Origin of the sequence: Billgrantia endophytica, assembly GCF_002879615.1 — a bacterium.
GTDB classification, from domain to species: domain Bacteria; phylum Pseudomonadota; class Gammaproteobacteria; order Pseudomonadales; family Halomonadaceae; genus Halomonas; species Halomonas endophytica.
The window spans coordinates 25,937-47,706 of the sequence record NZ_PNRF01000020.1; the positions used below are offsets into that span (position 1 = coordinate 25,937).

At 60.1% G+C, this 21,770-nt stretch carries 17 protein-coding genes, 2 pseudogenes and 1 other annotated feature; of the genes and pseudogenes, 14 read left to right on the top strand and 5 right to left on the bottom strand.

The features are described from left to right. Positions 1-482 precede the first annotated feature (482 nt). Positions 483-1,517, bottom strand: coding sequence for an IS110 family RNA-guided transposase (locus C1H69_RS10220; RefSeq protein ID WP_102653306.1), 1,035 nt, complete (start codon positions 1,515-1,517; stop codon positions 483-485). A 266-nt stretch (positions 1,518-1,783) separates the two neighbouring features. On the opposite strand from C1H69_RS10220, the pseudogene C1H69_RS10225 reads away from it, so the two are divergent. From C1H69_RS10225 to C1H69_RS10270, 10 genes and pseudogenes are all read left to right on the top strand, one after another. Beyond that, positions 1,784-3,025: pseudogene (locus C1H69_RS10225) on the top strand (IS3 family transposase). Continuing rightward, positions 2,063-2,193, top strand: a sequence feature (AL1L pseudoknot). It overlaps the preceding pseudogene by 131 nt. Before the next feature lie 499 nt (positions 3,026-3,524). Continuing rightward, entirely contained in the window at positions 3,525-4,265 is a 741-nt protein-coding gene (locus C1H69_RS10230) for a receptor protein-tyrosine kinase (RefSeq protein WP_102653307.1), read from the top strand. Positions 4,266-4,391: 126 nt separating this feature from the next. Then, positions 4,392-4,613, top strand: coding sequence for an AlpA family transcriptional regulator (locus C1H69_RS10235; protein WP_102653308.1), 222 nt, complete (start codon positions 4,392-4,394; stop codon positions 4,611-4,613). A 40-nt stretch (positions 4,614-4,653) separates the two neighbouring features. Continuing rightward, positions 4,654-5,514, top strand: a complete 861-nt coding sequence (locus C1H69_RS10240) for a ParA family protein (protein WP_102653309.1) — start codon at positions 4,654-4,656, stop codon at positions 5,512-5,514. Next, positions 5,498-5,761, top strand: a complete 264-nt coding sequence (locus tag C1H69_RS10245) for a hypothetical protein (RefSeq protein ID WP_102653310.1) — start codon at positions 5,498-5,500, stop codon at positions 5,759-5,761. Before C1H69_RS10240 ends, C1H69_RS10245 begins: the two co-directional genes overlap by 17 nt. Beyond that, positions 5,754-7,517 carry a ParB family protein gene (locus C1H69_RS10250; RefSeq protein WP_102653311.1) on the top strand — a complete coding sequence of 588 codons (1,764 nt, stop codon included), beginning with the start codon at positions 5,754-5,756 and terminating at the stop codon, positions 7,515-7,517. The genes C1H69_RS10245 and C1H69_RS10250 overlap by 8 nt, the downstream gene beginning before the upstream one ends. Positions 7,518-7,530: 13 nt before the next feature. After that, positions 7,531-8,091 (top strand): DUF2857 domain-containing protein, encoded by a 561-nt coding sequence (locus C1H69_RS10255; protein WP_102653312.1) that lies wholly within the window; start codon positions 7,531-7,533, stop codon positions 8,089-8,091. A gap of 2 nt (positions 8,092-8,093) precedes the next feature. Beyond that, positions 8,094-9,248 carry an STY4528 family pathogenicity island replication protein gene (locus C1H69_RS10260; protein ID WP_102653313.1) on the top strand — a complete coding sequence of 385 codons (1,155 nt, stop codon included), beginning with the start codon at positions 8,094-8,096 and terminating at the stop codon, positions 9,246-9,248. 106 nt (positions 9,249-9,354) lie between these two features. After that, positions 9,355-9,741, top strand: coding sequence for a type II toxin-antitoxin system RelE/ParE family toxin (locus tag C1H69_RS10265; RefSeq protein WP_102653314.1), 387 nt, complete (start codon positions 9,355-9,357; stop codon positions 9,739-9,741). Then, positions 9,722-10,039 carry a helix-turn-helix domain-containing protein gene (locus tag C1H69_RS10270; RefSeq protein WP_102653315.1) on the top strand — a complete coding sequence of 106 codons (318 nt, stop codon included), beginning with the start codon at positions 9,722-9,724 and terminating at the stop codon, positions 10,037-10,039. The genes C1H69_RS10265 and C1H69_RS10270 overlap by 20 nt, the downstream gene beginning before the upstream one ends. Before the next feature lie 124 nt (positions 10,040-10,163). Here the strand turns inward: C1H69_RS10270 and C1H69_RS10275 are convergent, their stop codons facing one another. The 4 genes and pseudogenes from C1H69_RS10275 to C1H69_RS10290 form a co-directional block, all read right to left on the bottom strand. Beyond that, positions 10,164-14,180 (bottom strand): NACHT domain-containing protein, encoded by a 4,017-nt coding sequence (locus C1H69_RS10275; protein ID WP_102653316.1) that lies wholly within the window; start codon positions 14,178-14,180, stop codon positions 10,164-10,166. A 13-nt stretch (positions 14,181-14,193) separates the two neighbouring features. Then, positions 14,194-14,601 (bottom strand): DUF6375 family protein, encoded by a 408-nt coding sequence (locus C1H69_RS10280; RefSeq protein ID WP_102653317.1) that lies wholly within the window; start codon positions 14,599-14,601, stop codon positions 14,194-14,196. Next, complete coding sequence (locus tag C1H69_RS10285) at positions 14,598-15,533, bottom strand: radical SAM protein (protein WP_205738456.1); 936 nt, start codon at positions 15,531-15,533, stop codon at positions 14,598-14,600. The genes C1H69_RS10280 and C1H69_RS10285 overlap by 4 nt, the downstream gene beginning before the upstream one ends. A 331-nt stretch (positions 15,534-15,864) precedes the next feature. Next, positions 15,865-17,149 (bottom strand): annotated as a pseudogene (locus C1H69_RS10290) (IS1182 family transposase). A 251-nt stretch (positions 17,150-17,400) separates the two neighbouring features. On the opposite strand from C1H69_RS10290, the gene C1H69_RS10295 reads away from it, so the two are divergent. The 4 genes from C1H69_RS10295 (at position 17,401) to C1H69_RS10310 (ending at position 21,460) form a co-directional block, all read left to right on the top strand. Beyond that, on the top strand, positions 17,401-18,195 hold the full coding sequence (locus tag C1H69_RS10295; RefSeq protein ID WP_102653318.1) for a PFL_4669 family integrating conjugative element protein: 795 nt from the start codon (positions 17,401-17,403) through the stop codon (positions 18,193-18,195). Continuing rightward, positions 18,192-18,713 (top strand): DUF3158 family protein, encoded by a 522-nt coding sequence (locus C1H69_RS10300; protein ID WP_102653319.1) that lies wholly within the window; start codon positions 18,192-18,194, stop codon positions 18,711-18,713. The genes C1H69_RS10295 and C1H69_RS10300 overlap by 4 nt, the downstream gene beginning before the upstream one ends. Next, positions 18,710-19,114 (top strand): single-stranded DNA-binding protein, encoded by a 405-nt coding sequence (locus tag C1H69_RS10305; RefSeq protein WP_102653320.1) that lies wholly within the window; start codon positions 18,710-18,712, stop codon positions 19,112-19,114. The genes C1H69_RS10300 and C1H69_RS10305 overlap by 4 nt, the downstream gene beginning before the upstream one ends. 336 nt (positions 19,115-19,450) lie before the next feature. Beyond that, positions 19,451-21,460 carry a DNA topoisomerase III gene (locus C1H69_RS10310; RefSeq protein WP_102653321.1) on the top strand — a complete coding sequence of 670 codons (2,010 nt, stop codon included), beginning with the start codon at positions 19,451-19,453 and terminating at the stop codon, positions 21,458-21,460. Positions 21,461-21,770 lie beyond the last annotated feature (310 nt).

The following is a 21,770-nucleotide window of genomic DNA, read 5'->3' on the forward strand; positions in this document are numbered from 1 at the left end:
AGCAACTTTATTAAAACAATATGCTATATATTAAGTCGCCTTTAGAAATACAATCTACACAGATGGTGTACTTACCATTGTAGCTGATCTCAGGCTGAGCGTCATCAGCCGCGGCGCAACCCGGTCGTGCTCTTCGGCGGTACGGTGCCGGAAGCTCCCCATCTATACAGCTGCATATATCTACGCATAGTTACATTTCTATAACGAAGCAATAACTTACCTCATCTCGGGCGTTCAGCAGAGTAAGGCCAATGTATAAAAATTAAGAACACCAGGCTTGATGTAAATCAACGTACTGTAAATTTCCTTCTAGCATTTATGAAAAGAACATTGCGTTCTGACCTCTCAGAAGGTGGGCAGGGGAAGGTCACCTCAATTTTCTACTGCACTACTCGCTGCCCTGTTGTTTGTGATATTACAACAGTGAACCGTACCGGGATTCCCGGAGGCTCCAAACCTTGAGAGGACGCTCCTATTGTCTGTCAAGCAGTTTTTTCCAGCACTCGGAATAGATCGCGCGCGATGTAGCGCTTCAAGCAACGTCGGATCTCACGATCGCTTTTGCCTTCGGCACGCCGCTTCTCGAAGTAGGCTTGCGTTCGCGCATCGTGACGCTGGCGCTGTATCGCGACGACGTGTAGTGCGGCATTGAGTTGCCGATCGCCTCGGCGGTTCAGCCGATGGCGGGTAATGAGACCGGAAGATGCCGGCAGCGGCGCCACGCCGGCGAGCATGGCGAAGGCCGCCTCATTACGGAACCGACCGCGATGGGACCACGTCATTAGCAACTGCGCGGCTGTAATCGGACCGACACCAACGAGATCAAGTAGATCGGGCCGGCAGACTCTAACCCAGGCTTCGATTCGCTGCTTATAAGCGAACGCTTCGGCCCGCAGTTCAAGAATGCGTCGCGCCATCCTGCGCATGGTTTGCGCGATACTTTGAGTCACGTTATCGCCCGTGGGGCGCCACTGGGCACATAGCGTGACAAGCCGATGTGTTTTAAGTCCTCGAAGGCGGCGAGCCAACGGCTCAGGGCATGTGGCAGCGGCCGCATGCAGTTGTCGCTCGGTGTCGCCGGTCATTTGTACCGCCGAGCGGCGGGCGCTCATGAGCATCGCCAGCGCCTGGCGATCTCCAAGTCCTCGCGGCTCAGCTAGATTGTTGCGCCCTATGGCTTCACGGGCAGCCCGCAACGCATCGATCGTATCGTCTTTCTTACCCATGCGGCGCGCCGCGCGACGCGGGCTGTCGATTTCACGCACGGTCTCATCACGAGCCATCAACCAGGCGGCGAGACCGCGACCCCATTGGCCACAACCCTCGATTACCCAGCATCGCGTCCCACTGTAGCGCTGGACTGTTGTCATAAGCGATTCGAAGCCATCGGGATCCGCCGACACGGTTAAATCGGTGAGCAGTCCCCCCGTCGAGGCGACGATGATCGCGGCCGTGTGCGTGTGTTTATGGGGATCGACACCGACCACCAGTTCAGTAGTCTGGGTTAATGCGACCATAACTCGGCTCCTGCAACAGTTTGGATTCAAGGTCGGCGATCGCGGGACCAAGCTGCGGCATATCTGCGATGGGACACGCTGCACTCGCGTGCAGCGGTCAAGCTCCTGATCAAGCCAGCTCCACTTGGCGCGAGCCGGGACGAATACGGGCATCGACATGTCCTCTCGAAGGCATCTCGCCAGTGGAGGTAAGAGTCAGACGTCCCGCATCCGCCCCAACTCAACACGACCGGATCGGCCGTACAAAAAGCATCACAGATGGAGCCATGAGCACATCAAAACGTTACTCCCTCCGAAGTCCGTCAGCGGGCGATTCGCATGGTCTTCGAGCACGAGGCTGACTACCCCTCGCAGTGGGCGGCCATCGACGCCATTGCCCCCAAGATCGGCTGCACACCGGAAACCCTGCGGAGTTGGGTCCGGCAGGCAGAGTGTGATGCGGGTCGTCGTGAAGGCACTACGACCTCAGAGCGTGAGCGGATCAAGGCGCTGGAGCGCGAGAACCGGGAGTTGAAGCAGGCCAACGAGATCCTGCGTAAGGCGTCCGCGTATTTTGCCCAGACGGAGTGCGACGGGCAAGCCGCCTGCGCCGCGGCAAGTGATGATCGAGTTCATCGACGATCACCGGGCGTCGTACGGGGTCGAGCCGATCTGCCGCGTGCTGCCGATCGCCCCGGCGACCTACTACGAGCACAAGGCCCGTGACGCCCAGCCTGATCGCGCGCCACCCCGCATCCAGCGTGATCGCTGGCTGTGCGCTGGAATCCAGCGCGTCTGGGACGAGAACTTCGGTGTCTATGGCATTCGCAAGGTCTGGCGCCAATTGCATCGAGAAGCGATCCCTTCCGCTCGCTGCACCGTCGAGCGCCTGATGCGCCTGATGGGGCTACGTGGCGTGGTGAGAGGCAGGCCGGTCCGAACGACCGTGCCAGATCCCAACCAGGCCTCTCCAGCGGACCTGGTGCGGCGGCAGTTTCAGCCGACTCAGCCAAATGCACTATGGGTATCGGATTTTACGTATGTCGCGACCTGGCAGGGCTTCGTCTATGTCGCCTTCGTCATCGATGCCTTTGCCCGCCGGATCATCGGCTGGCGAGTCTCCCGCTCACCTCGCACCGATATGGTGTTAGATGCGCTGGAGCAGGCGCTCCATGAGCGTCCTCAGCGACCTGACCGCGACTTGATCCACCATAGCGACAGGGGCGTTCAATATAATCTCGATTCGATATACAGAGCGCTTAGAGGACGCCAGCATCGCCCCGTCTGTCGGGAGTGTCGGCGACTCATATGACAACGCGCTGGCCGAGACAGTGATCGGGTTGTTCAAGACGGAGGTGATCCGACGAAGCGGGCCATGGCGGCACCTGGAGGCCGTTGAGTTCGCCACCCTGGAGTGGGTCGACTGGTTCAATCATCGGCGGCTCTTGGAGCCGATCGGTAACATGCCGCCGGCCGAACGAGAAGCGCTGTATTATGAGCAACAGGGTCAGGCCAAGAAGGCGGCCTGACTCAAACCAACGGGTCTCCGAGAAAGCCGGTACGGTTCAACAGTCATTCATCAAATCATTTTCATAGGACAAATTTTGTGAGTTATTTCATATTATCGCTAAAACTGTCTAGTTGATTCAACCTCTCTTGATTGTATACCACCGCCCCAATCGACCCGAATTATTGAGCACCCCATATTAGGCTAAGCATATGAAACATGACAACTTTATCGCCCGTATCTTACTCCTATCATGAAACAAGGGTTATTTCACTCCAGAAGCTCTAAATTTTCGGCACCCTACCGAGAATTTTTTTCGTCGAAAGGAGGCTTGGCGTTAATGGTTGAGGGACTTCATTAAAGAAAGGGGGGCTGTAGTAGCTCATATACATCGTTACGACCATCCTCACTCTGCTACCAAACTAGCACTGTCGACGCTACGTCCAACTTCGGCAATAGCATGACGACGTCCGAACCAAGAGGACTCAGTTATATTGAAATGGTTAGACAGGGGGCCGGAAATGCGCAAAGATAACCGTCACTACTATTCCAAAGTCTACTATCGTCCCATTGAAGCAGCCATCCGCTGGAGTGGACTGGTTAGGTTCGAGTCACACATTCTCAATGTCGTAGGAAACAATACTATTCCTGCTTGTGGTGAGTTATCACAGTGGCCATTGCTACGATTGAATATCGAACGCATTCTGGATGCCTCACGTAATGGTGAACTACCATATGGGAAGTACGGTATCACATGCAATGATCCATCATTGCTAGACGATCCAGACCTCACAATACGACATGTCGATCTTCGTCGCTGGATGCAACGCTATTACCCCAACCAAAAACCGTCCTTCCTCTTCGACGATCTCGAGCGGCAACTTCATCCGGCTATTACCTTGCAATCCGTTCAGGCATTACTGATTGAGCGTGACGTCTGGCGAGATAAGTTTAACCATGCCGATCGGCGACTGCAGAGCCTGAAGGACACGCATCAGGCGCTGACCCAGCAGCATGCCAGTCTACTGGGAAAAATCTCCCAGCCCAATGAAATGAGTCACCGGGCAGAGGCCACCTACCTGCATATCATCGGCGGCCTCGTGCACCTCATGTTGAGCACGTCGCCATCGGGGATTCCGTACTCCAACTTCAAGACACAAGACGCCATCATCAGTGCCTTGGTCGCCCATCATGGGAACCTACTGGGCATCTCTCAAAGTACACTGGAAAACAAGTTCGCGGAGGCAAAGCGGCGACTGTAATTGCATGGATTGGCAAGACCCTATCCGGGGCTGCGAAAACCCCATTTAGGGTGTCCATTACCGCCAGGCCATATTTAATTGGAGTCACATCTGAATAACGCCAATGAGCGTTCAGGAGTGACCATCATGTTTGATCAAAGTGCAACACATCCCCCAGTGCCCATTGAGCGCCGTATCCTGCGCCGCACCGAAGTCGAAGCCAAGACCGGCTTCAAGCGCGCCCATATCTACGCCTTGATGAAGGAGGGCAAGTTTCCTCAAGCCATGCGCCTGGGGGTACGCGCCGTCGGCTGGGATTCCGTGGAGATCGACCAGTGGATCGCCGATCGTCTCAAGGAGCGCGGTTGATACCGCCCGTTCAGGTGCTCACCCGATACGGAGCGACGTCATGCAGGTGATTTCGATCATTTCCACCAAGGGCGGCGTCGGCAAGACCACGACGACCGCCAACCTCGGCGGCTTCATGGCCGACGCGGGCCTTCGCGTGCTGCTGCTGGATCTGGATATCCAGCCCACACTGTCGAGCTACTTCGCATTGAACAGCCGTGCGCCCAACGGCATCTACGAACTGCTGACCTTCAACGAGGGAAACATCGCGCGTCTGGCGTCACGCACCGTCATCGAGGGGCTGGACGTGGTGCTCTCAAACGACACCAGTGGCCTGAACACCCTGTTGCTGCACGCTCCGGACGGACGACTGCGATTGCGCAATCTGCTACCGGTGTTCCAGCCCCACTATGACCTGCTGCTGATCGACACCCAAGGCGCACGCAGCGTGCTGTTGGAGATGGCAGTGCTGGTGTCGGACCTGGCGCTCTCTCCGGTCACGCCCGAGATACTGGCGGCGCGGGAACTGCGGCGTGGCACGCTGCAACTCATCGAGGAGATCGCCCCCTACCGCCACCTCGGCATCCCACCTCCACCGCTGCATCTGCTCCTCAACCGGGTGCCTTCGGTGTCAGCGAATGCGCGGCTGATCCAGCAGACACTGCGCCAGATCTTCCACGATCGCGCCGATGTCCGGGTCCTGCGTACCGAGGTGCCGGCGATCGAAGCATTCCCCCGCGCCGCGACACAGGGCCTGCCGGTCCATCGCGTCGAGCATCGGCGCCCCTCGGGCCGGGTGGCGCCGGCCGCGCTGGAGATCGTCCGCGCCCTGGCGAGCGAGCTGTTCCCGCCATGGCGGGAGACATTCGCCCAAGTCTCCGGAAAACCCGATGGGAGGGTGCCCCATGCCCAACACCCGTAATCTGGCCCGGGGCCACAAGCGGCTGCAACCGCTGATCGACTTTGCCCAGAGCGAGGGCTGGCAGGTGATGCGCACCTCGGGCGGACATCTGAAATTCGTCAAGCCGGGGCTGCCGGCCATCTACACCAGCTCGACCGCCAGCGACCACCGAACCATACGCAACGCCCGTGCCCAACTACGCCGAGCGCAGCGACAGGCCGACGAGCCGCAGGCGTCACCAACGGAGGGAGGGCCATCGCATGGCTGAGAGCTCCCCCCAAGACATGACTGCCAAGCTGCTGGTCGATGGCTTTCAGCGCGATGAGACGACAGCGACAACACTCAGCGACCCGCTCGCGGATACGCCGATGGTGGTGACACTGGACCAGCTTCATCCCTACGAGCACGATCCACGCATCACCCGCAATCCACGCTACGACGAAATCAGGGCCTCGATCCGCGAACGCGGCCTGGACGCCCCACCCGCGATCACCCGCCGTCCCGGCCAGGACGTCTACATCATCCGCAACGGCGGCAACACACGGCTCGCCATCCTCAAGGAGTTGTGGACGGAAACCAAGGACGCGCGCTTCTTCCGCATCCCCTGCCTGTTCCGGCCCTGGTCAGAACGCGGCGAGATCATTGCGCTGACCGGCCATCTGGCCGAGAACGAGCTACATGGCGGCCTGTCTTTTATCGAGCGAGCCCTCGCCGTCGAGAAAGTCCGCGAACTCTATGAGCAGGAAGACGGTAAGTCGCTGTCGCAGTCCGAACTGGCCCGGCGTCTGAAGGTGGACGGCTACCCCGTGCCCCAACCTCACATCAGCCGCATGCAGGACGCCGTGCGCTACCTGTTACCGGCCATTCCGAGCGTGCTGTATGGCGGCTTGGGACGGCACCAGGTCGAGCAACTGACCGCCCTGCGGCGCGCCGGCGAACGCACGTGGTCCGCCCGCGTCGCGGCCAACCGGCTGGAGGTCGATTTTCCCACGCTGTTTCAGGACGTGCTGGCGACGTTCGACGGCGATCCCGATAGCTTCTCCGTCACGCGGGTCCAGGATGAGTTGATCGGCCAGATGGTCGACCTGCTGGGAACGGGTTACGACGTGCTCGCCCTGGAGATCGACGATTCCGACCAACGCTGGCGTCTGCTGAGCACGGAACCCACCGATGCCGGGCAAAGCACGCCCGCATGTCCTGCTATCCCGTCCTCGCTCTCACCATCAGCCGCATCGGAGGATAGCGATGCGGCAACGTCAGCGTCCCCGCCCTCCGATACGTCGCCTCAGTGCCAGGCTCAGTCCAAACTCGCCCGGTCACCCAGTGCGCAGGCTAAGCCAGTACCACCGTCGCCGTCCCTCGAGGACAATCCAGGCGCGAGCGATCAATCGGAACACGAGAACGATCAGGACGATCAAGACGAGCGCAGCGCACTGCTTCAGGAGCATATCGTCTCACCCGTGCCTACCACCGAGCGTCTGCAATCGATTCAGCGCCTGGTGGCCGAGCATACCGGCGACACGCCGCCCGATTTCGAGGGCAATGTCCTGCAAGCCATCCCTGTGCAGGCGGGGGGCCTCTACCCGATCTCCGATGTCTGGTACATCGATCCCAGTCTGGGTACGCCTGAGCGGCTACGTATCCACATCGCGCAGTTCGCCAGCGAGATCGCCGCCGAGGCCGAGCTGGCGACACATATCGAGGCGATCGACGATGGCATCGGCTTTCGTTGCTATACGGACGATGATGGCGTTCAGATGCCACCGCGCCGCGTGCTGTTGGCCCTGCTCCACGCCTTGACGTTGAGCTATCCCGCCTCAGCTTCGGCGCCACTCCCTAGCACCTCGGCGTTGGCCGCTGACTTGGCCGCCCTACTGCAAGGCACGCTGGCGACAGATCCGGCCCTGCCCCGGCTCAGCGACGACGGCCTGGTCAAGCTCTTCCGTTTGATTCGATTGGCCCGTTACCTGCTCGATATCGAAGCGGGCATGGCGGATGGCGGCGACGCCATGCCGGGCACATGAGGCGGAACACGTCATGTCTGGCCCCCATCCGCTCAATCAGGCCGTGATCGCCCAGGCACTGCACGACCTGCGCAACGGCCAGTTGCGTCGCTGCAAGGCAATAGGATTCGATGACGAAGACCTGGAGGCGCTCAAGCACCCGGCGCTGATCAGCGTGCTGGTCAACGCCAGGGTGTCGTGGTGCTCAGTGACGGTCAACCGCGAGGTGCTACAGCGCCTGCTACGCCAAGTGGACAATGCCACCCAAGAGATCGAAGAGATCGATCGCCTGCTGCGCCTGGGCGCCAGCACGGAGATGATCAGTCGTTTTTATGGGTTATCGCACCAGGAGATCGCGTTGCGTCGCAGTGTGCTCGGCTTGCCCAAGCGCAAGGGCCGCCACCCCGTGCTTACCGAAGAGCAGGACGCGGAGCTGTGGCGGCAATGGTCGGCCATCGTCAAGCAACGCGACGTCGCCCACGATGACGACATGACGATGCTCGCCGTTACGGCAGAGCTGGCCGAGCGCATGGACCTGCCGATCTCGGTGATCTGGGGCGCTATCCACGGATGGATCGATGCAGGGCTAGTCTGACCATGAGCGCGCCCTCCTTCACCGAGCCGGTATCGCTGAACACGCTGTTCGACCAGGCCCAGCAACGGCTGTCGCCGCCAGAAGTTACGCAGCGCGATGGTATCCTCTTCAGCGGCAACCGCCATGACAGTGTGCCACGCACGCTGCTGCTTGACCCACGGCTGACGCCGCTGGAACGCAACGCCTGGCAAGTGTGCTGGCTGCTGCTCAACGACGACGGCATCACCACCTTCCCCACCTACGAGCAACTCAGTCCCTACCTGGCGTCGAAGCCCTGCGCGGGCAGGGCTTCGCACGAAACCGTGGCGCGAGCGCTGATCCTGCTGCGGCTGACGCGCTGGATCAGCTTGGTGCGTCGTCGGCGTGACCCAACGAGCGGCCGGATACAGGGCAACCTGTACGTACTGCACGACGAACCACTGACACCCTTTGAAGCGATGCAGCTCGACCCGGACTACCTGGGCCTGGTCAGCCAGGCACTGGCTCACGCCAGCAAGGCCGTGCAGCGGGTCGGTGTGCATACGCTCAAGGAGATGGCCGACGATCCAATGTTGAGCGGCCGGCTACTGCCCACCCGGCTGCAGGTGCTGTCGCAGCGACTGGCGGCCCAGGATTGGGCGGGCACCGCCGGTTATCCACAGGATGAAGCGGGTCACGAATCCGAAGACGGCCAGGACGACCTTCTTCGAAATTTACCGCCGCCCTCTTCGGCATCCGAAGCAGGAGGAAAACCCAGCAAAACCGGCGTTCTTCGGTATCCGAAGACGGACCGTACCGTACGTAGTAATAGAAAAGACGTACGTACGGTACCGCGCGCGCAAAGCGACCTGCGCTTGCCCGCGCGCTTCAAGGCGCTGAAGGCAGAACAGCAATCGGGCGCTCTGGCAGCATTGCAATCGGTGGAACCGGCAATGCACCAGGCGATTCTCGACGAGTGGGAGGCCCGCTGCCGGGCCAGCACGGTACGCAACCCGGCTGGCTATCTGTTCGGGCTTATCCAGAAGGCCATGCGCGGCGAGTTCCACCCCTGGGCGGGACAGCAAACACCAGGGGCCGGCCCGACACCAGAGCCACGACCACCCCCGCAACCACCTGTCGACCCCGCGGTGGCTCAGGAACATATCGCCCGATTGCGCTCGTCCCTGGGACTGCCCTGAACAACCAAGCAGAAATGGCGAGCTATACCCGTGGTATAGCGGAACAGGCAGCCTTCCGGGTTATCGTTCTCACTAGACAAGGGTGCCACTAAGTGGCATATTTCATATGGATCGAGTGTTCAAGACACGCTACTTTCAGCGCTGGATGCGCAAGACGGAGCTGACCGACCACGCGCTCTGCGCTGCCGTCAGCGAAATGCGCCAGGGCCTGATCGATGCCGATCTGGGTGGTGGCGTTGTCAAGAAGCGCGTCGGCCTGGCCGGTCGCGGCAAACGTGGCGGCGTGCGAACCCTCGTCGCCACCAACCAGCACGACCGCTGGTTCTTCGTCTTCGGCTTTGCGAAGAATCACCGTGCCAATATCACGGCGTCCGAGCGAGAAGCGTTGCAGTCCATCGCCGCCGAGTTGCTGATGCGCACATCCCGTCAGCTTGATGAGGCCGTGCAGGACGGATCGTTACAGGAGATTTGTCATGAACACCAATGCCAATAGCCCTATTCTCGATGCCGTGCATAAAACCGCCCAGGATCTGCACCGCCTGGGATTCATCGACAAGCGCAAGATGGCGCGATTTGACGCCCTGTGCATCGAGCCAGTGCCGGCTTACGACAGCGAGAAGATTCGTGCCCTGCGCGAAGAGCTCAAACTCAGCCAGGCAGTACTGGCCGCAGTGCTCAACACCAGCGTATCCACGGTCAGGAAGTGGGAGCAAGGCGACAAGCACCCCAGCGGGCCATCGCTGAAGCTATTGAACCTGCTTGACCGCAAAGGCCTGGAGGCTGTTCTGTAGATTGGATGCACGCTAGCGAATGGCATGGCAATAGTCGTCTAGTAGCGGCCAAAAGCGGTCATTTCGCAAATTCATTTAACGCTCCGCTGCAGCCGGCTCCACAGGCAACTGTGTGGTGGCGTGGTCACCGCTTCCTTCCGGCGACTTTCGCATTCTGTTTGAGGTCTGCATCGGTCAGCACCTCGCACCATGCGTTTTCCTGTTGCCGGCTCGCCTCCAGAAGCCATTCTGGTTGCGACGATGGATATGGTCGTAGCTCCCGCTCGCCAAACACAAACCAAACGATGGTGCGCTCGCCTACGTACTGCTCGAGCAGGTCCTCTCGAACATAGAGAATGTCAGCATCAAATCCATCGACTCCGCCGAGTGTGATCGTGGCTCGAGTTCCGTCGGGTAAGAACTGGTCAAAGGACTGTGGAGCGCTGCGAAGGTCGAACCGAGCGGAGAAGGGATTCGATGGAACTCGGGTGCTGCCCGCACGATTCATTTCACTATGGTAGCTCTCCCACGCGTACTCGTGCGCTAGCACCTCGACGTTCACCGTATCGGTACCGATGAGAACATTCTCTCGGTACGCGTCCTCGTCGAGGGCTAAGAAGGCAAAGTTTGGGTGCCAGGGGATCTCGTCAGCAAAAACGTAGTGGTCGTTAGGGACGTTCCCAGCCCGCCGCGGTCGCGTCCCGGCTTCTAGAGCGGCGCACAAAGACGGCGCGTTCATCTTGTCCGTTACAAAGGCCGAGATAAAAGCCCAGGCTTCGCGCCCAAGGACATGATCGGCGGCCTTGACGAAGCCGTGGACAGCAAACCATGGACCGGCGAACTCGCCGATACTATCCCGTCGAAGGAGGCTAAGCGGCATTGACGTGGTGGTCGTACGTATCCAGTTCTCGTGTCTTTTCACGTTTGGCAATAGCCATGCCTCGGGAACCGAGGTGTCCCCGTCAGTGGGCGGCGTCTCTGGGAAAGATGGATCGATATCGACATCGGAGAAGGGGTGATTCTCACGCGGAAACTGCCCGCGCTCCTCCAATACGCCAGCGTACGTGAAATAGCCGATCCAGCCATATTTCTTCCCGTAGCGCTCCGCAGGCGGCTGGTTTCCTCGGCCATACCGATAGGCATCCTCATCAATTCTACTGTCCAGCCTCTCGAAGGTTGCCTTTCGCCATCCGAGAGCCCGCACGACTCCGCGCACATGAGCCACCGCTGCTTGGTGCCCTGTGTGGTTCATGTCGTAGTTCCTGCGATCGTCGAACAACTTCCCCAGCGTGTAGTTCTCGAAGTCCATGTGGAGCGTCTGTCCTGCTTCGTCAGCCCCCGGAGCGCCTTTTACGAGGGGTTGAACAGGTGCAGGCGTTGCGAACGACCATGTGGCACTCAGGGAGGGTGGAAGACTGGATGTGTAGAACTTCGCAGCGAAGACGACGATTCCTCTCACGTAGAGTCGCGCAAGGTAATGGTGTGTGGGGGCGGTTGCCGACGTCCCCACGAGCGAGGATGCGAGCTGTTCGAGAAACGTTTTCAGGATGAGCGCAAACTGCGCGTCTGTGCGCTGGTGACTCATCACAACGCCGTACGAGGCTGCGAGCATGCGCTCACCCACGTAGGCGTCGTTTACCGTCAGGGAGTCGATGGTCAGCGTGAAAAGCCCTTCGGGGTCGACGCGTCCGAACCAGTAAAGCGCGCATGTCGCCTGATCCCGCAGTCGTCGGACCGTGCTCGTTAGCGTCCACATAACCCAGCGAACACGCAGGCGATCGCCTGTACGCACTTGCTCGCTTCGCCAACGCTCCTCGAGGTACTTTAGGTCACGGATCACACTGTGGCCTCTCGCCAGGACGTCGTCTGCGTTCCTCCGAAGCCACTCCGTCCACCGAAGGTCGCGGTCTGAGACCGTCATCGTCCGCAGTGCTCGGTCCAGAGCCTCGGCATTAAGCGGATGGCCTTGCATCCCTCGTACTTCCCACAGGCGCTCAAGGAGCCCAGCGTCTCCTTCGCATACAAGTTCAAGCAGTGCGTCGACTGTCAACGCATCCAGAGACGCTGGTTCAAGGTATGCCGCCAACCGCAGAGCATGCCCCCGCAGAGGCACATCCACCATCTGCCAGAGCTGCTCCGCGGGAAACCGTCGAGGAACCTGCCCAACCAACGATAGGACGATATCCTCGGCGAGCGGGTGTCGGACCTCGTAGTCACCAGCCAACGAGGTCGTTGCGTCGGGCGTGTTGATCCAACTCCCGAAGGAGATCTGACCATGTGTCGCAAGCAGCGCGTTGGCGATGATGTGCCCACCCAGGAGGTCGTAGACGGGTACGAACGCATCGTTCCCGTTCGAAGGCATACGGAGGAGGACGCCTTCATGCTCCAGTGCCCGCACGAGGCTCTGGTCCCACGGGCGTTGTGCGTCACCGAGAAGGTTTCGTAGCTCGTCGAACTCTACGACGCGGGTTCTCGACTCCCACATTTTGTTCGCGATCTTCGAAAGTGCCGCGTTCACGTCCTGCCCGTAAAAGCGGTGTGCACGAGAGGCCAACTCGACCACCCGAACGCTTACTTGCTCCAGATAGCGTTCGAAGAGCGCAGTTAAAGAGCCCGGCATCGCGCTGACGCCGACAACCTTCTTCCGCGTCGGGTTCGTCACCTCGCAGAAGAGTCTTAGGGTCAGCGGGTGTTCGAGGAGCTCAACCGGCAACGACACGTCCGTGGCGTCGATCTTCCAGTGGCGGAAGTGCTCACGAATTGCCTCGATGGTCTCAGATCCATATCCTATGATCTCGACGCGGCGTGTCTCATGGGGAAGCGCATCGTCCACAAACTCGGGGCGCAGCGTGCAGACCAACAGCACGTAGGGGTACTTCGCGAGCGTGGTCTCCAAGGAGGCAAGGAGAGGCTTCCATATCCGTGGCTCTTCCGACTCGTTTAGCCCGTCGATGAGGATGGGCAGCCGGTGACGCGCGCGCTGACCAGCGGCATCTACCGCTGCCAGCAGAGACTCCATGCTCGGAACGGGCTGAGCCGCGATCGACACTCGGCGAGCCAAGTCGTCGAGGGTGTGGTTCGCGTGCAGGTCTCGGCCATGCAGTAGCACGCCATGGGGACGCGCAGGTGCTCCTGCGGTGAGTTGAGCTGCGAGGTGCGTCTTCCCGCAACCTGCCGGTGCCAGAACCGCGACGATTCGAGATGAAAAGGCGCTTTCGACGTCTCCGAGGGCCCGTACGGTATCGTGGCATCCAGCGACAGCGTTCGTCGCGTAGAGGCCCGCTCGGTGGTTTCCGGCTCGAAGTCGCCGAGGGGTTGTCGCCACGATTTCAGGAAGCACATGGGGCCTGGCTCTGAGTTCGTCGCGAAGCAGATCAAGGTCGCCGCTGCTGATGCCTTCCGCGACCCTGTCCAGTGTGTCTGCTGATTGCCTTGCCGTTGCTACGACGTCCGACACGAGCGGTGCGAGCAGAGGGGGCACTGGTGGCGAGTTTTCTACCGTCTGTGTAGTCGCGCGCAGATCGCGCGACAACACTCGCAGTACGTCCCACGACTCTGATTCACCGAGCATTCGACACAGCTCCCGCTCCGCCTCGCCTACGTGGTGCACGTTTGGCTGCCACCTTGCTCGAATCGGAGCGACAGCCTGCTCGTGGAGTTCACGCAGAATGTCCGGCGTCAGCACCAGCTCGCCGAAGTAGGTGTTACGGAGAACGGTGGCCTGACCGCTGAGGAGGTTGTCAATCTCGTCTCCGGTCCATAGGTGGAGGTTCATCCTCGATGAGAGCCCATTGAACCACTCTTGGTCTTTCTTGGTCAGCGTACGGCGCGTCCACAAGACCCAATCCGTAAGGCCAGGAAGATGGGCCTCTGTCTTTCGGATGCCTTCCTCGATCTTTGCTCGCCTTGTCGCGCCCAACGCACCGTTGGCAGCGAGGTCGTACCACTTGCACTGCCAACCCCACCAACGGCCCGGGTCGCCGAGCGATTCGCATCGTTCGTCGAGCTTGAGATGGAACTCAACACCTGGTTGGTTCGCGAGGGCGCGAAAGACACCGAATCTGCCGAATTTTAGGCGTACGATGCCTCGGCAGAGCAGTTCGAAGTTGTTCTCGGCGCTCGCTGGCAATCCCTTGAAGATCTCCCAGTTTAGTGCTGGCATTGCGGCTCCACGCTCACTTTCCTCTCCCGTAAGCAGTGTCCGGGTAGTCGTGGGCCGAATAGACTTCGATCCGCGCGCCCTTCAGAAACATCACCTTGAGGAATGCTGAGATGTCGAGTTCCTCCGTCGACAGGACGATATCACTCTCATCGACCTCGACAGTGACCTCGTATGCGAACTGCTCTACCTCCTGCGGTCCAATGGAGACGTTCAAGCGTGCGATCAAATCGAGCATCTCATTGCTGTACCGATCCGAAGGGCTGCCCAAAGTGAGAGTGCCATTGGAATGATCCTTGTCGACCTGTTTCATCAACGCATCAATGATCTCTTTGGCCCTAGTAGCCTCAGCGGCGCTCTCGAAGCGCCCGATCATCACCAAGTTCGCAGAATGCTCGGAGCCATATTGGTACCAGATCTTCATGTGTCGTTCTCCGCGAGGTCGTGGGCGAGTTGGTCGAGCCCCGGCAGCAAACTGCCCTCACCAAGTGGAATGCCGGTCTCAGCATAGGAGGAGTGCTTGAGCACGCCCATCGCGTCAATGTGCGCGTAAGCGCGAAGACCTCGTTCCTCGATCAAGGGATTGCAAGTCGGAAACCCTTCGGCGCTCGCCTCGTTAATGCAGAGTTTAAGCGCCCCCCTGTAATCATCGACCCAACGTCGAAGTCCGTGCAATATGTACGGCGTGATCCCTGGGACGCCGCTCACGGGAATCTGTGGCAGCAGCAGCAGCTCGCAGGCGCCAGCATCCTCGGCAACGATGGCGGCTTCATTTAGGTCGGGCAATGTGCGCTCATTGATCACGACGTTGACGCCGAAACGGCAGATGGATCGGATGTGCTTCAGACGAGCGAGAAGCGCGGGGAAGGATCGCCGGCGGATTGACTCGTAGGTCTCTCCTACGCCGTCCATACTTACGCGAACAAAGTTGACGCTGCCGCTGAGGCCCTCGGCGAGACCTTCATCGATATGGTGCCCGTGGGTCGTGAACGATACTGAAAGCCCGGTTTCCCGCGCCACGTGCTGACAGAGCCTCTCAAACTCAGGGTAGAGCGTCGGCTCGCCGCCGCCGAAACCGACGCCGAAGGCACCAAGCGAGTCGAGCTCGGCCAGCCATTGGGTGACGATGTCGAACCGAAGTGCGTCACGGGACTTCGGCGCGTAGCAATGAGCGCAGGCTAAATCGCAGCGGTTCGTGAGCGCAATAGAGACCTGTCGTGGTGCTCGGGAATAGAGCGACGCAGGAACAGTGATCTCATCAATAAGGGCGTTCAGGCCCGTGGTGCGGTTGAATAGGTGGAGTCCCGCTGGGCCACCGCGCAACTTCCAACCGTTAGCTTGGTGGGTTTTCGTCAAGGGTATCACTGGATTCAACTTCTCTTGTTGCTGGGTCTGCTTTCAAAGGTTACATATCCTTGCTTAATGGCTCACTTCCGGAATAAACGTCACGACCTTAGTACGGCCTGATGACTTTGCCGGAATGTCCCCTTAAGGGTCCTGGCCGTGTGAAAACAGATAAAATCTGGCCTGACTCAAGAATCTGCCCCCTCAGCTTCCTGTTGAGCCCACACAAGCCATTGCTTGGATGGTTGGCGACTGATGCTGTTGTGAGATATGGAAATCATGAAACCATCAGAAAGCTCATATCTCGCCCTTATGGTCTTTGAAAACATGAGAAAAAGGGCTGTTACACCCTCGCAGCCCTCATCAGCCCATTGACTCCCAAGATCTTTATGACACGCTTCAGGTTGTACGCCAACATATGAAGACTCATTTCCGTGCTCCCAACGCTTGATCCGTCGTTGCTTTCCAGTCGTGCATTTTTCTTTCATGGCGCAGGTTGCACATGCCGAACTCCAGTAAGCATGCAGCTTCATCCTTTTATCTATTGTTTCATACCGCCATGTGAGCCGCTGTCCAGCGGGGCAGGAATATTCATCACTTTCAGGGAGATACCGAAATGCGTCTCTTGGGAAAAAGCCCTTTGCCTGGCTTGGCGATGTCAGCGGCTTGGGGAGATAGGTAGTGATCCCTTCCTTGTGACAGGCCAGAATCTCCTCGCCCTTGAAGTAGCCTCTGTCAGCCACGACCTTCAGCTCCTTGATGCCAGTGGCCTCCCGCGCTTGCTTGGCCATGTTAGAGAGCTGCCCCCGGTCATGCCCGATGTTGGTCACCTCATGCGCCACAATCAAATGGTGCTGGCTATCGACCGCAGCCTGTACGTTGTAGCCCACACTTCCGATACCTCTGCCATTGGTGGCCATCGCTCTGGCATCCGGATCCGTCAAAGACACTTGCTGATCGGGAGACTTCAGCCTCTCTTCCTCAACTGCTTGTAATCGTGCAGTTTCTTCCCGGAGCTTCATGATTTTTTCCTTCAGGTGCGCTGTCTTGGCTTCGACCAGAGCAGGCTCGTCTCGGTCGGCTGCATCAAGCTGACCAAGGTACCGGTTGAAGCTTTCTTCGATCTGCTCAAGGCGACGTTTCATCTTGGTCGCCGTGAAATTTCGGTTGCGGTTGTTGACGGCTTTGAACTTGCTGCCATCGATGGCCACGATGGCTTGTGAGAACAGATCTAACCGCCGGCAAAGCACAATGAACTCTCGACAGACACGGCGGATGGCCTCGCCGTTATCCTTTCGGAAGTCTGCGATCGTCTTGAAATTCGGTGTCAGGCGCTCCGTTAGCCACATCAGCTCGATATTACGCTGCGTCTCGCGCTCCAGGCGGCGACTCGACTGGATGCGATTGAGGTAGCCGTAGATATAGAGCTTTAGTAGTACAGCGGGATGATAGGCGGGCCTTCCTGTCGCATGCGGATCGACGCCCTTGAAACCAAGCCCTCTGAGATCGAGGCCCTCCACGAACGCCTCAATAGCACGGACCGGGTTATCGTCTGCGATGAAGTCGTCCAAAAGCGCGGGGAACAACGTGCTTTGACCTCGGGCTTCTCCTACCACGAATCGCTTCATCACCATTTCCTCAGCGGACCTTGGCAAAGTATAACGGCCGGTGCGTTTTCACACAGCCTCGATCGCAAGCAGTCACCAAGCCCGTTAATGTGACAACCATAGCCCTTAATAGATCTATACCCGTGGTATAGCGGCACACACTCCCTTCCGGGCCATCGTAAACAGGCCGACGCCGGATACGCTTTGTTCACTGATGGCCTTCCGGCATTTTCCTAGGCTGGCGATTCGTTCATCACCGACGAGTAGTCTCCATGGCCAACGAACTGCAATTGAATCTCGGATCGCTGCGCAGTGCGATCTCGCTGACACTGCACACCCACCACGCCTCGCGCATCTGGCATGGTCGTGCCCTCGCCGAAGGCAAGCCGGGCATCGTTGGCCTCAATGGCTTCATCAGCATCATGAACAAGATGAAGCGCGGCGCCGAGCAGGACGATCCGTATTCCGATTGGTGGATGCTACGCATCGAAGAGAAGCTCGGTACCACCAAGGAGCAGCTCCAGGCCCTACGCGAGCAGGTCGACCAGGCCCTGGCCGATGTCCCATCAGCGCTCAGCCTGGGAGAAAATCTCAACGTCCAGCCCGTCAAGCTTCCCCTATTCATCAATGCCCAGCTCGGCTACCTGGCGGTCTACCTGCTGGCCGATTATGACGACCTGGCTCGGCGCCTGATCCTGGCGCACCACACCGCCCTGATCGATCGCAGCACCCTGGAACGCTGGCTCGACGAAGGCGCTCATGAGTTGCGCAGCCTGTTCTCGCTGGCTCAGCAGTATAAGTACTCAGGTACCCAGCGCGATGACTTTGCCGCGAATAACGCTGCGGCACGCGCGGCACTGGAGAAGTACGGGCCGTTGCCGCAGGAGGTGCTGGAAGGCACCCGGCGCTCGCGCTTCGCACCGCCACTCGTTCGCCACTCATCACTGGCCGCGCCGGCGAAGATCGATACGACGGCCGCCGAGTCCCATGAAGAAGCCTCCGTCGAATCCAGTGAGGCATCGGTCGCAGAGGCATCGTCACTGGACGACGGGGATGCACCGACATGACCTCCCTCAACCGCTTCACGGCGCTGGAACAGCCGGACTTCCAGCGGCTGGAACACGCAGCCTACCTAAAAGGCCTTTTACGACCTTTTAAAGGTAATGGGGAGCTTGCGACCTGGGCCAGCCACTGCGAGGCGCTGCGCGACGACCTGATTACCCTGGCACAGCGGCGAGTCCTGGTGCAGGCACGTGGCTACCCCTTCAGTCTGCTGCCCGTGCGACTGACTCAGCAGACCACGGGGGCAGGCACGACCTTCCTGCGCTGGCGCAACCTCGACCGATCGTCGATGGGTGTGGCGCTGTGGGAGGAATTGATCAGAAGCGCCGCGACACCGGGCACCTTGATCGACGATTTGCATGCGATGGAGCAACAGCGCATCACCTTGAACATGCAGATCAGCCTGATGCACAGCATCGCCCGCCACGCCCAGGAGTGCGCCAGCAGGATGGCGCAGGCCGAGGCAATCCACCAGCGACGTGTCCATGGCCACGTCCCCATCACTCCGAAGGAGTCCACATGAGCACGCATTTCTTTGGCGAGGGCAATATCGGTTCCTCGCCCGACTACCGGGAGTTCCCGCAAGACAACGACGAGCCGCGCCGGTTGCTGCGCCTGAACGTCTACTTCGATAATCCGGTCCCGGCCAAGGATGGCGGCTATGAAGACCGTGGCGGTTTCTGGGCACCGGTCGAGCTGTGGCATCCCGACGCCGAACACTGGCGGACGCTGTATCAGAAAGGCATGCGCGTCGTTGTCAGCGGTCGCCAGGAGCGCGACGAGTGGAAGGACAGCGAGGAGAATCCCCGCGTCACATACAAGATCAACGCGCGTAGTGTCGGCATCCTGCCCTATCGCCTGGAGCAGGTCACCCTGAGCGCCAAACCCTCGGGGTCCGAGCCCGAGCCACCGAGCGAGTCGTGACCGTGCCGCGAGGGCGGCAGTAGCCACTTACTGTCGCCCTCGTTGCGCCAGTGCTTACCCACTACATTCTCCTGGTCCCACCGATGGCAGTACCGATCCTCTATCGCTATACCCGGGGTATAGGGTCAAGGAAGTCCACCGAGTTCCGGTCACCCTCCCGATACGACGTGTCTGTACAACGATCTGCGGTCAGCGCAGAACACTACTGTCGCAGCGCTGCTCTCTCCCGCCAATAAGCCGGTGGTCACGGCGTCCCCCTTCCTTGCTGCCTGTCGCCGCTCCCACGGACATGCTGGTGCTCATTCGACGAACACCACGCTATTTCGAGGAGGCGACATGCGGCTGTATCTCTGCGAGAAGCCCTCCCAAGGCAAGGATATCGCGCGTGTGCTGGGGGCCAAGCAACGCGGCAACGGCTGCTACAACGGCCCCGGTATCGTCGTCACCTGGTGCATCGGTCATCTGATCGAAGCCGCGCCACCGGAAGCCTATGGTGAACAGTACAAGTACTGGTCCATCGAGCAGCTTCCCATTATTCCCGAACGCTGGCGCAGCGAGGTCAAGGCCTCCACCGCCAAGCAATTCAAGATCGTCAAGGGACTGCTGGCCCAGGCGACCAACCTGGTCATCGCGACGGATGCCGACCGTGAGGGTGAGATGATCGCCCGCGAGCTCCTCGAGCTATGCGGCTACCAAGGCGCGATACAACGGCTATGGCTATCGGCGCTTAACGATGCTTCGATCCGCAAGGCACTGGACTCGCTCAAGCCGTCCGCTGAGACGCTGCCACTTTACGACTCGGCCCTGGCACGTTCGCGCGCCGATTGGTTGATCGGTATGAACTTGAGTCGGCTATTCACCGTGCTCGGCCGCCAGGCCGGCTACGACGGTGTGCTGTCGGTGGGCCGCGTTCAGACGCCGACGCTGCGCCTCGTCGTGGATCGCGACCGTGAGATCGCATGTTTCGTTTCTGTGCCGTATTGGACCGTCGAGGTCAATCTGTCGACCGCCGGCCAGTCCTTCAGCACGAGTTGGGTGCCTCCGGACGACAGCGCGGACGCAGCGGGCCGCTGCCTGCAACAGACAGTAGCGCAGCAGGCCGCCGAGCGCATCCGCAGCGCCCACGAGGCGCAGGTGCTGTCGGTGGAAACCGAGCGTGTGCGTGAGGCACCACCACTGCCCTTCAGCCTGAGTACCCTGCAGGAAGTGTGTTCCCGGCAGTTGGGCCTGGATGTGCAGGAGACGCTGGATATCGCGCAGTCGCTCTACGAGACGCACAAGGCGACCACCTACCCCCGCAGCGACTCAGGCTACCTGCCCGAGAGCATGCTGGCCGACGTACCCACAGTCCTCGATGCCCTGCTCGCTACCGACCCAGACCTGCGCCCGCTGTTTAATCGGCTGGATCGTACTCAACGTTCACGTGCCTGGGACGACGCGAAAGTGAGCGCTCACCACGGCATCATCCCCACGCTGGAGCCGGCGAATCTTGCGGCCATGTCCGAGAAGGCGTTGGCGGTGTATCGGTTGATCCGGGCGCATTATCTGGCGCAGTTCCTGCCGCATCACGAGTTCGACCGCACCGCGGTACGCCTGTCGTGCGCAGACGAGAGACTGCACGCCACCGGCAAGCAGATCGCAGTACCCGGCTGGCATCAGGCACTGCCGCGTCACGATGCCGATGCGGATGACGAACCGGCCAAGCGTCGTCAAGTCTTGCCGCCACTGGCAGAGGGAACACGCTGCCTCATCGGCGACGTCGAGTTGAAGGCACTCAAGACCCTGCCGCCCAAGCCCTACACCCAGGGCGAACTGATCAAGGCCATGAAGGGCGTCGCCAAGCTCGTCACCGATCCGCGCTTGAAGCAGACGCTCAAGGAGACGACAGGCATCGGTACCGAGGCCACACGTGCCGGCACCATCAACGGCCTGTTGACGCGCGGCTACCTGATCAAGAATGGTCGTGCCATCCGAGCCTCGGAGGCGGCCTTCACGTTGATCGACGCCGTGCCGACCACGATCACCGACCCAGGTACGACGGCCATCTGGGAACAGGCCTTGGACATGATCGAGACGGGACAGATGACCCTGGAGACCTTCGTCGGCAAGCAGGCGGCCTGGGTCACACAACTGGTGCAGTGCGCGAGCCTGGCGATCAAGGTGCCTGAAGGCCCGCCCTGCCCGCTCTGCGGTGAGACGACTCGCCAACGCCGCGGCAAGACCGGGCCGTTCTGGTCGTGCCGCCGCTACCCCGACTGCAAGGGCAGCGTGGCCATCACGCCCGCCGGTCGTCGCAAACGCTTGACATCGCGCAAGCTCCGTCGATCAGCGCCCAAGGCGTTTTGACCTGGCACTTGCCTCGCACATGCGAGGCCTCCCAAGCACACGATCCCTTCTTGCAACGGTGTGCGTGTTCCGCCTGGCCGAAGAGCTGGCAGGACGAGAAGGCAACTGCTCCTAGTATCGCCTCATGCGATGCCGCTGATCGGCCATGCTTTTGTCCGTTCCGCCGGGTCTCCTGACGCCTTGCTCACGCGAGCCGCCAGGAGACCCTCCGGGGTGGACGGTACTCGGTGCCGGTGCCCGCCGGTGAAACAACAGGCTCCCTTTGTGCGCGGATGTGTGCCGAACGATACCGACCTCAGCCACGATACGG

What these genes read in the sequence shown, in the direction of transcription:
- C1H69_RS10220 (WP_102653306.1), bottom strand. Translation starts at nt 1,517, where the DNA reads ATGGTCGCATTAACCCAGACTACTGAACTGGTGGTCGGTGTCGATCCC.
- C1H69_RS10250 (WP_102653311.1), top strand. Translation starts at nt 5,754, where the DNA reads ATGGCTGAGAGCTCCCCCCAAGACATGACTGCCAAGCTGCTGGTCGAT.
- C1H69_RS10280 (WP_102653317.1), bottom strand. Translation starts at nt 14,601, where the DNA reads ATGAAGATCTGGTACCAATATGGCTCCGAGCATTCTGCGAACTTGGTG.
- C1H69_RS10255 (WP_102653312.1), top strand. Translation starts at nt 7,531, where the DNA reads ATGTCTGGCCCCCATCCGCTCAATCAGGCCGTGATCGCCCAGGCACTG.
- C1H69_RS10275 (WP_102653316.1), bottom strand. Translation starts at nt 14,180, where the DNA reads ATGCCAGCACTAAACTGGGAGATCTTCAAGGGATTGCCAGCGAGCGCC.
- C1H69_RS10310 (WP_102653321.1), top strand. Translation starts at nt 19,451, where the DNA reads ATGCGGCTGTATCTCTGCGAGAAGCCCTCCCAAGGCAAGGATATCGCG.
- C1H69_RS10305 (WP_102653320.1), top strand. Translation starts at nt 18,710, where the DNA reads ATGAGCACGCATTTCTTTGGCGAGGGCAATATCGGTTCCTCGCCCGAC.
- C1H69_RS10230 (WP_102653307.1), top strand. Translation starts at nt 3,525, where the DNA reads ATGCGCAAAGATAACCGTCACTACTATTCCAAAGTCTACTATCGTCCC.
- C1H69_RS10300 (WP_102653319.1), top strand. Translation starts at nt 18,192, where the DNA reads ATGACCTCCCTCAACCGCTTCACGGCGCTGGAACAGCCGGACTTCCAG.
- C1H69_RS10235 (WP_102653308.1), top strand. Translation starts at nt 4,392, where the DNA reads ATGTTTGATCAAAGTGCAACACATCCCCCAGTGCCCATTGAGCGCCGT.
- C1H69_RS10265 (WP_102653314.1), top strand. Translation starts at nt 9,355, where the DNA reads ATGGATCGAGTGTTCAAGACACGCTACTTTCAGCGCTGGATGCGCAAG.
- C1H69_RS10260 (WP_102653313.1), top strand. Translation starts at nt 8,094, where the DNA reads ATGAGCGCGCCCTCCTTCACCGAGCCGGTATCGCTGAACACGCTGTTC.
- C1H69_RS10295 (WP_102653318.1), top strand. Translation starts at nt 17,401, where the DNA reads ATGGCCAACGAACTGCAATTGAATCTCGGATCGCTGCGCAGTGCGATC.
- C1H69_RS10245 (WP_102653310.1), top strand. Translation starts at nt 5,498, where the DNA reads ATGCCCAACACCCGTAATCTGGCCCGGGGCCACAAGCGGCTGCAACCG.
- C1H69_RS10240 (WP_102653309.1), top strand. Translation starts at nt 4,654, where the DNA reads ATGCAGGTGATTTCGATCATTTCCACCAAGGGCGGCGTCGGCAAGACC.
- C1H69_RS10270 (WP_102653315.1), top strand. Translation starts at nt 9,722, where the DNA reads ATGAACACCAATGCCAATAGCCCTATTCTCGATGCCGTGCATAAAACC.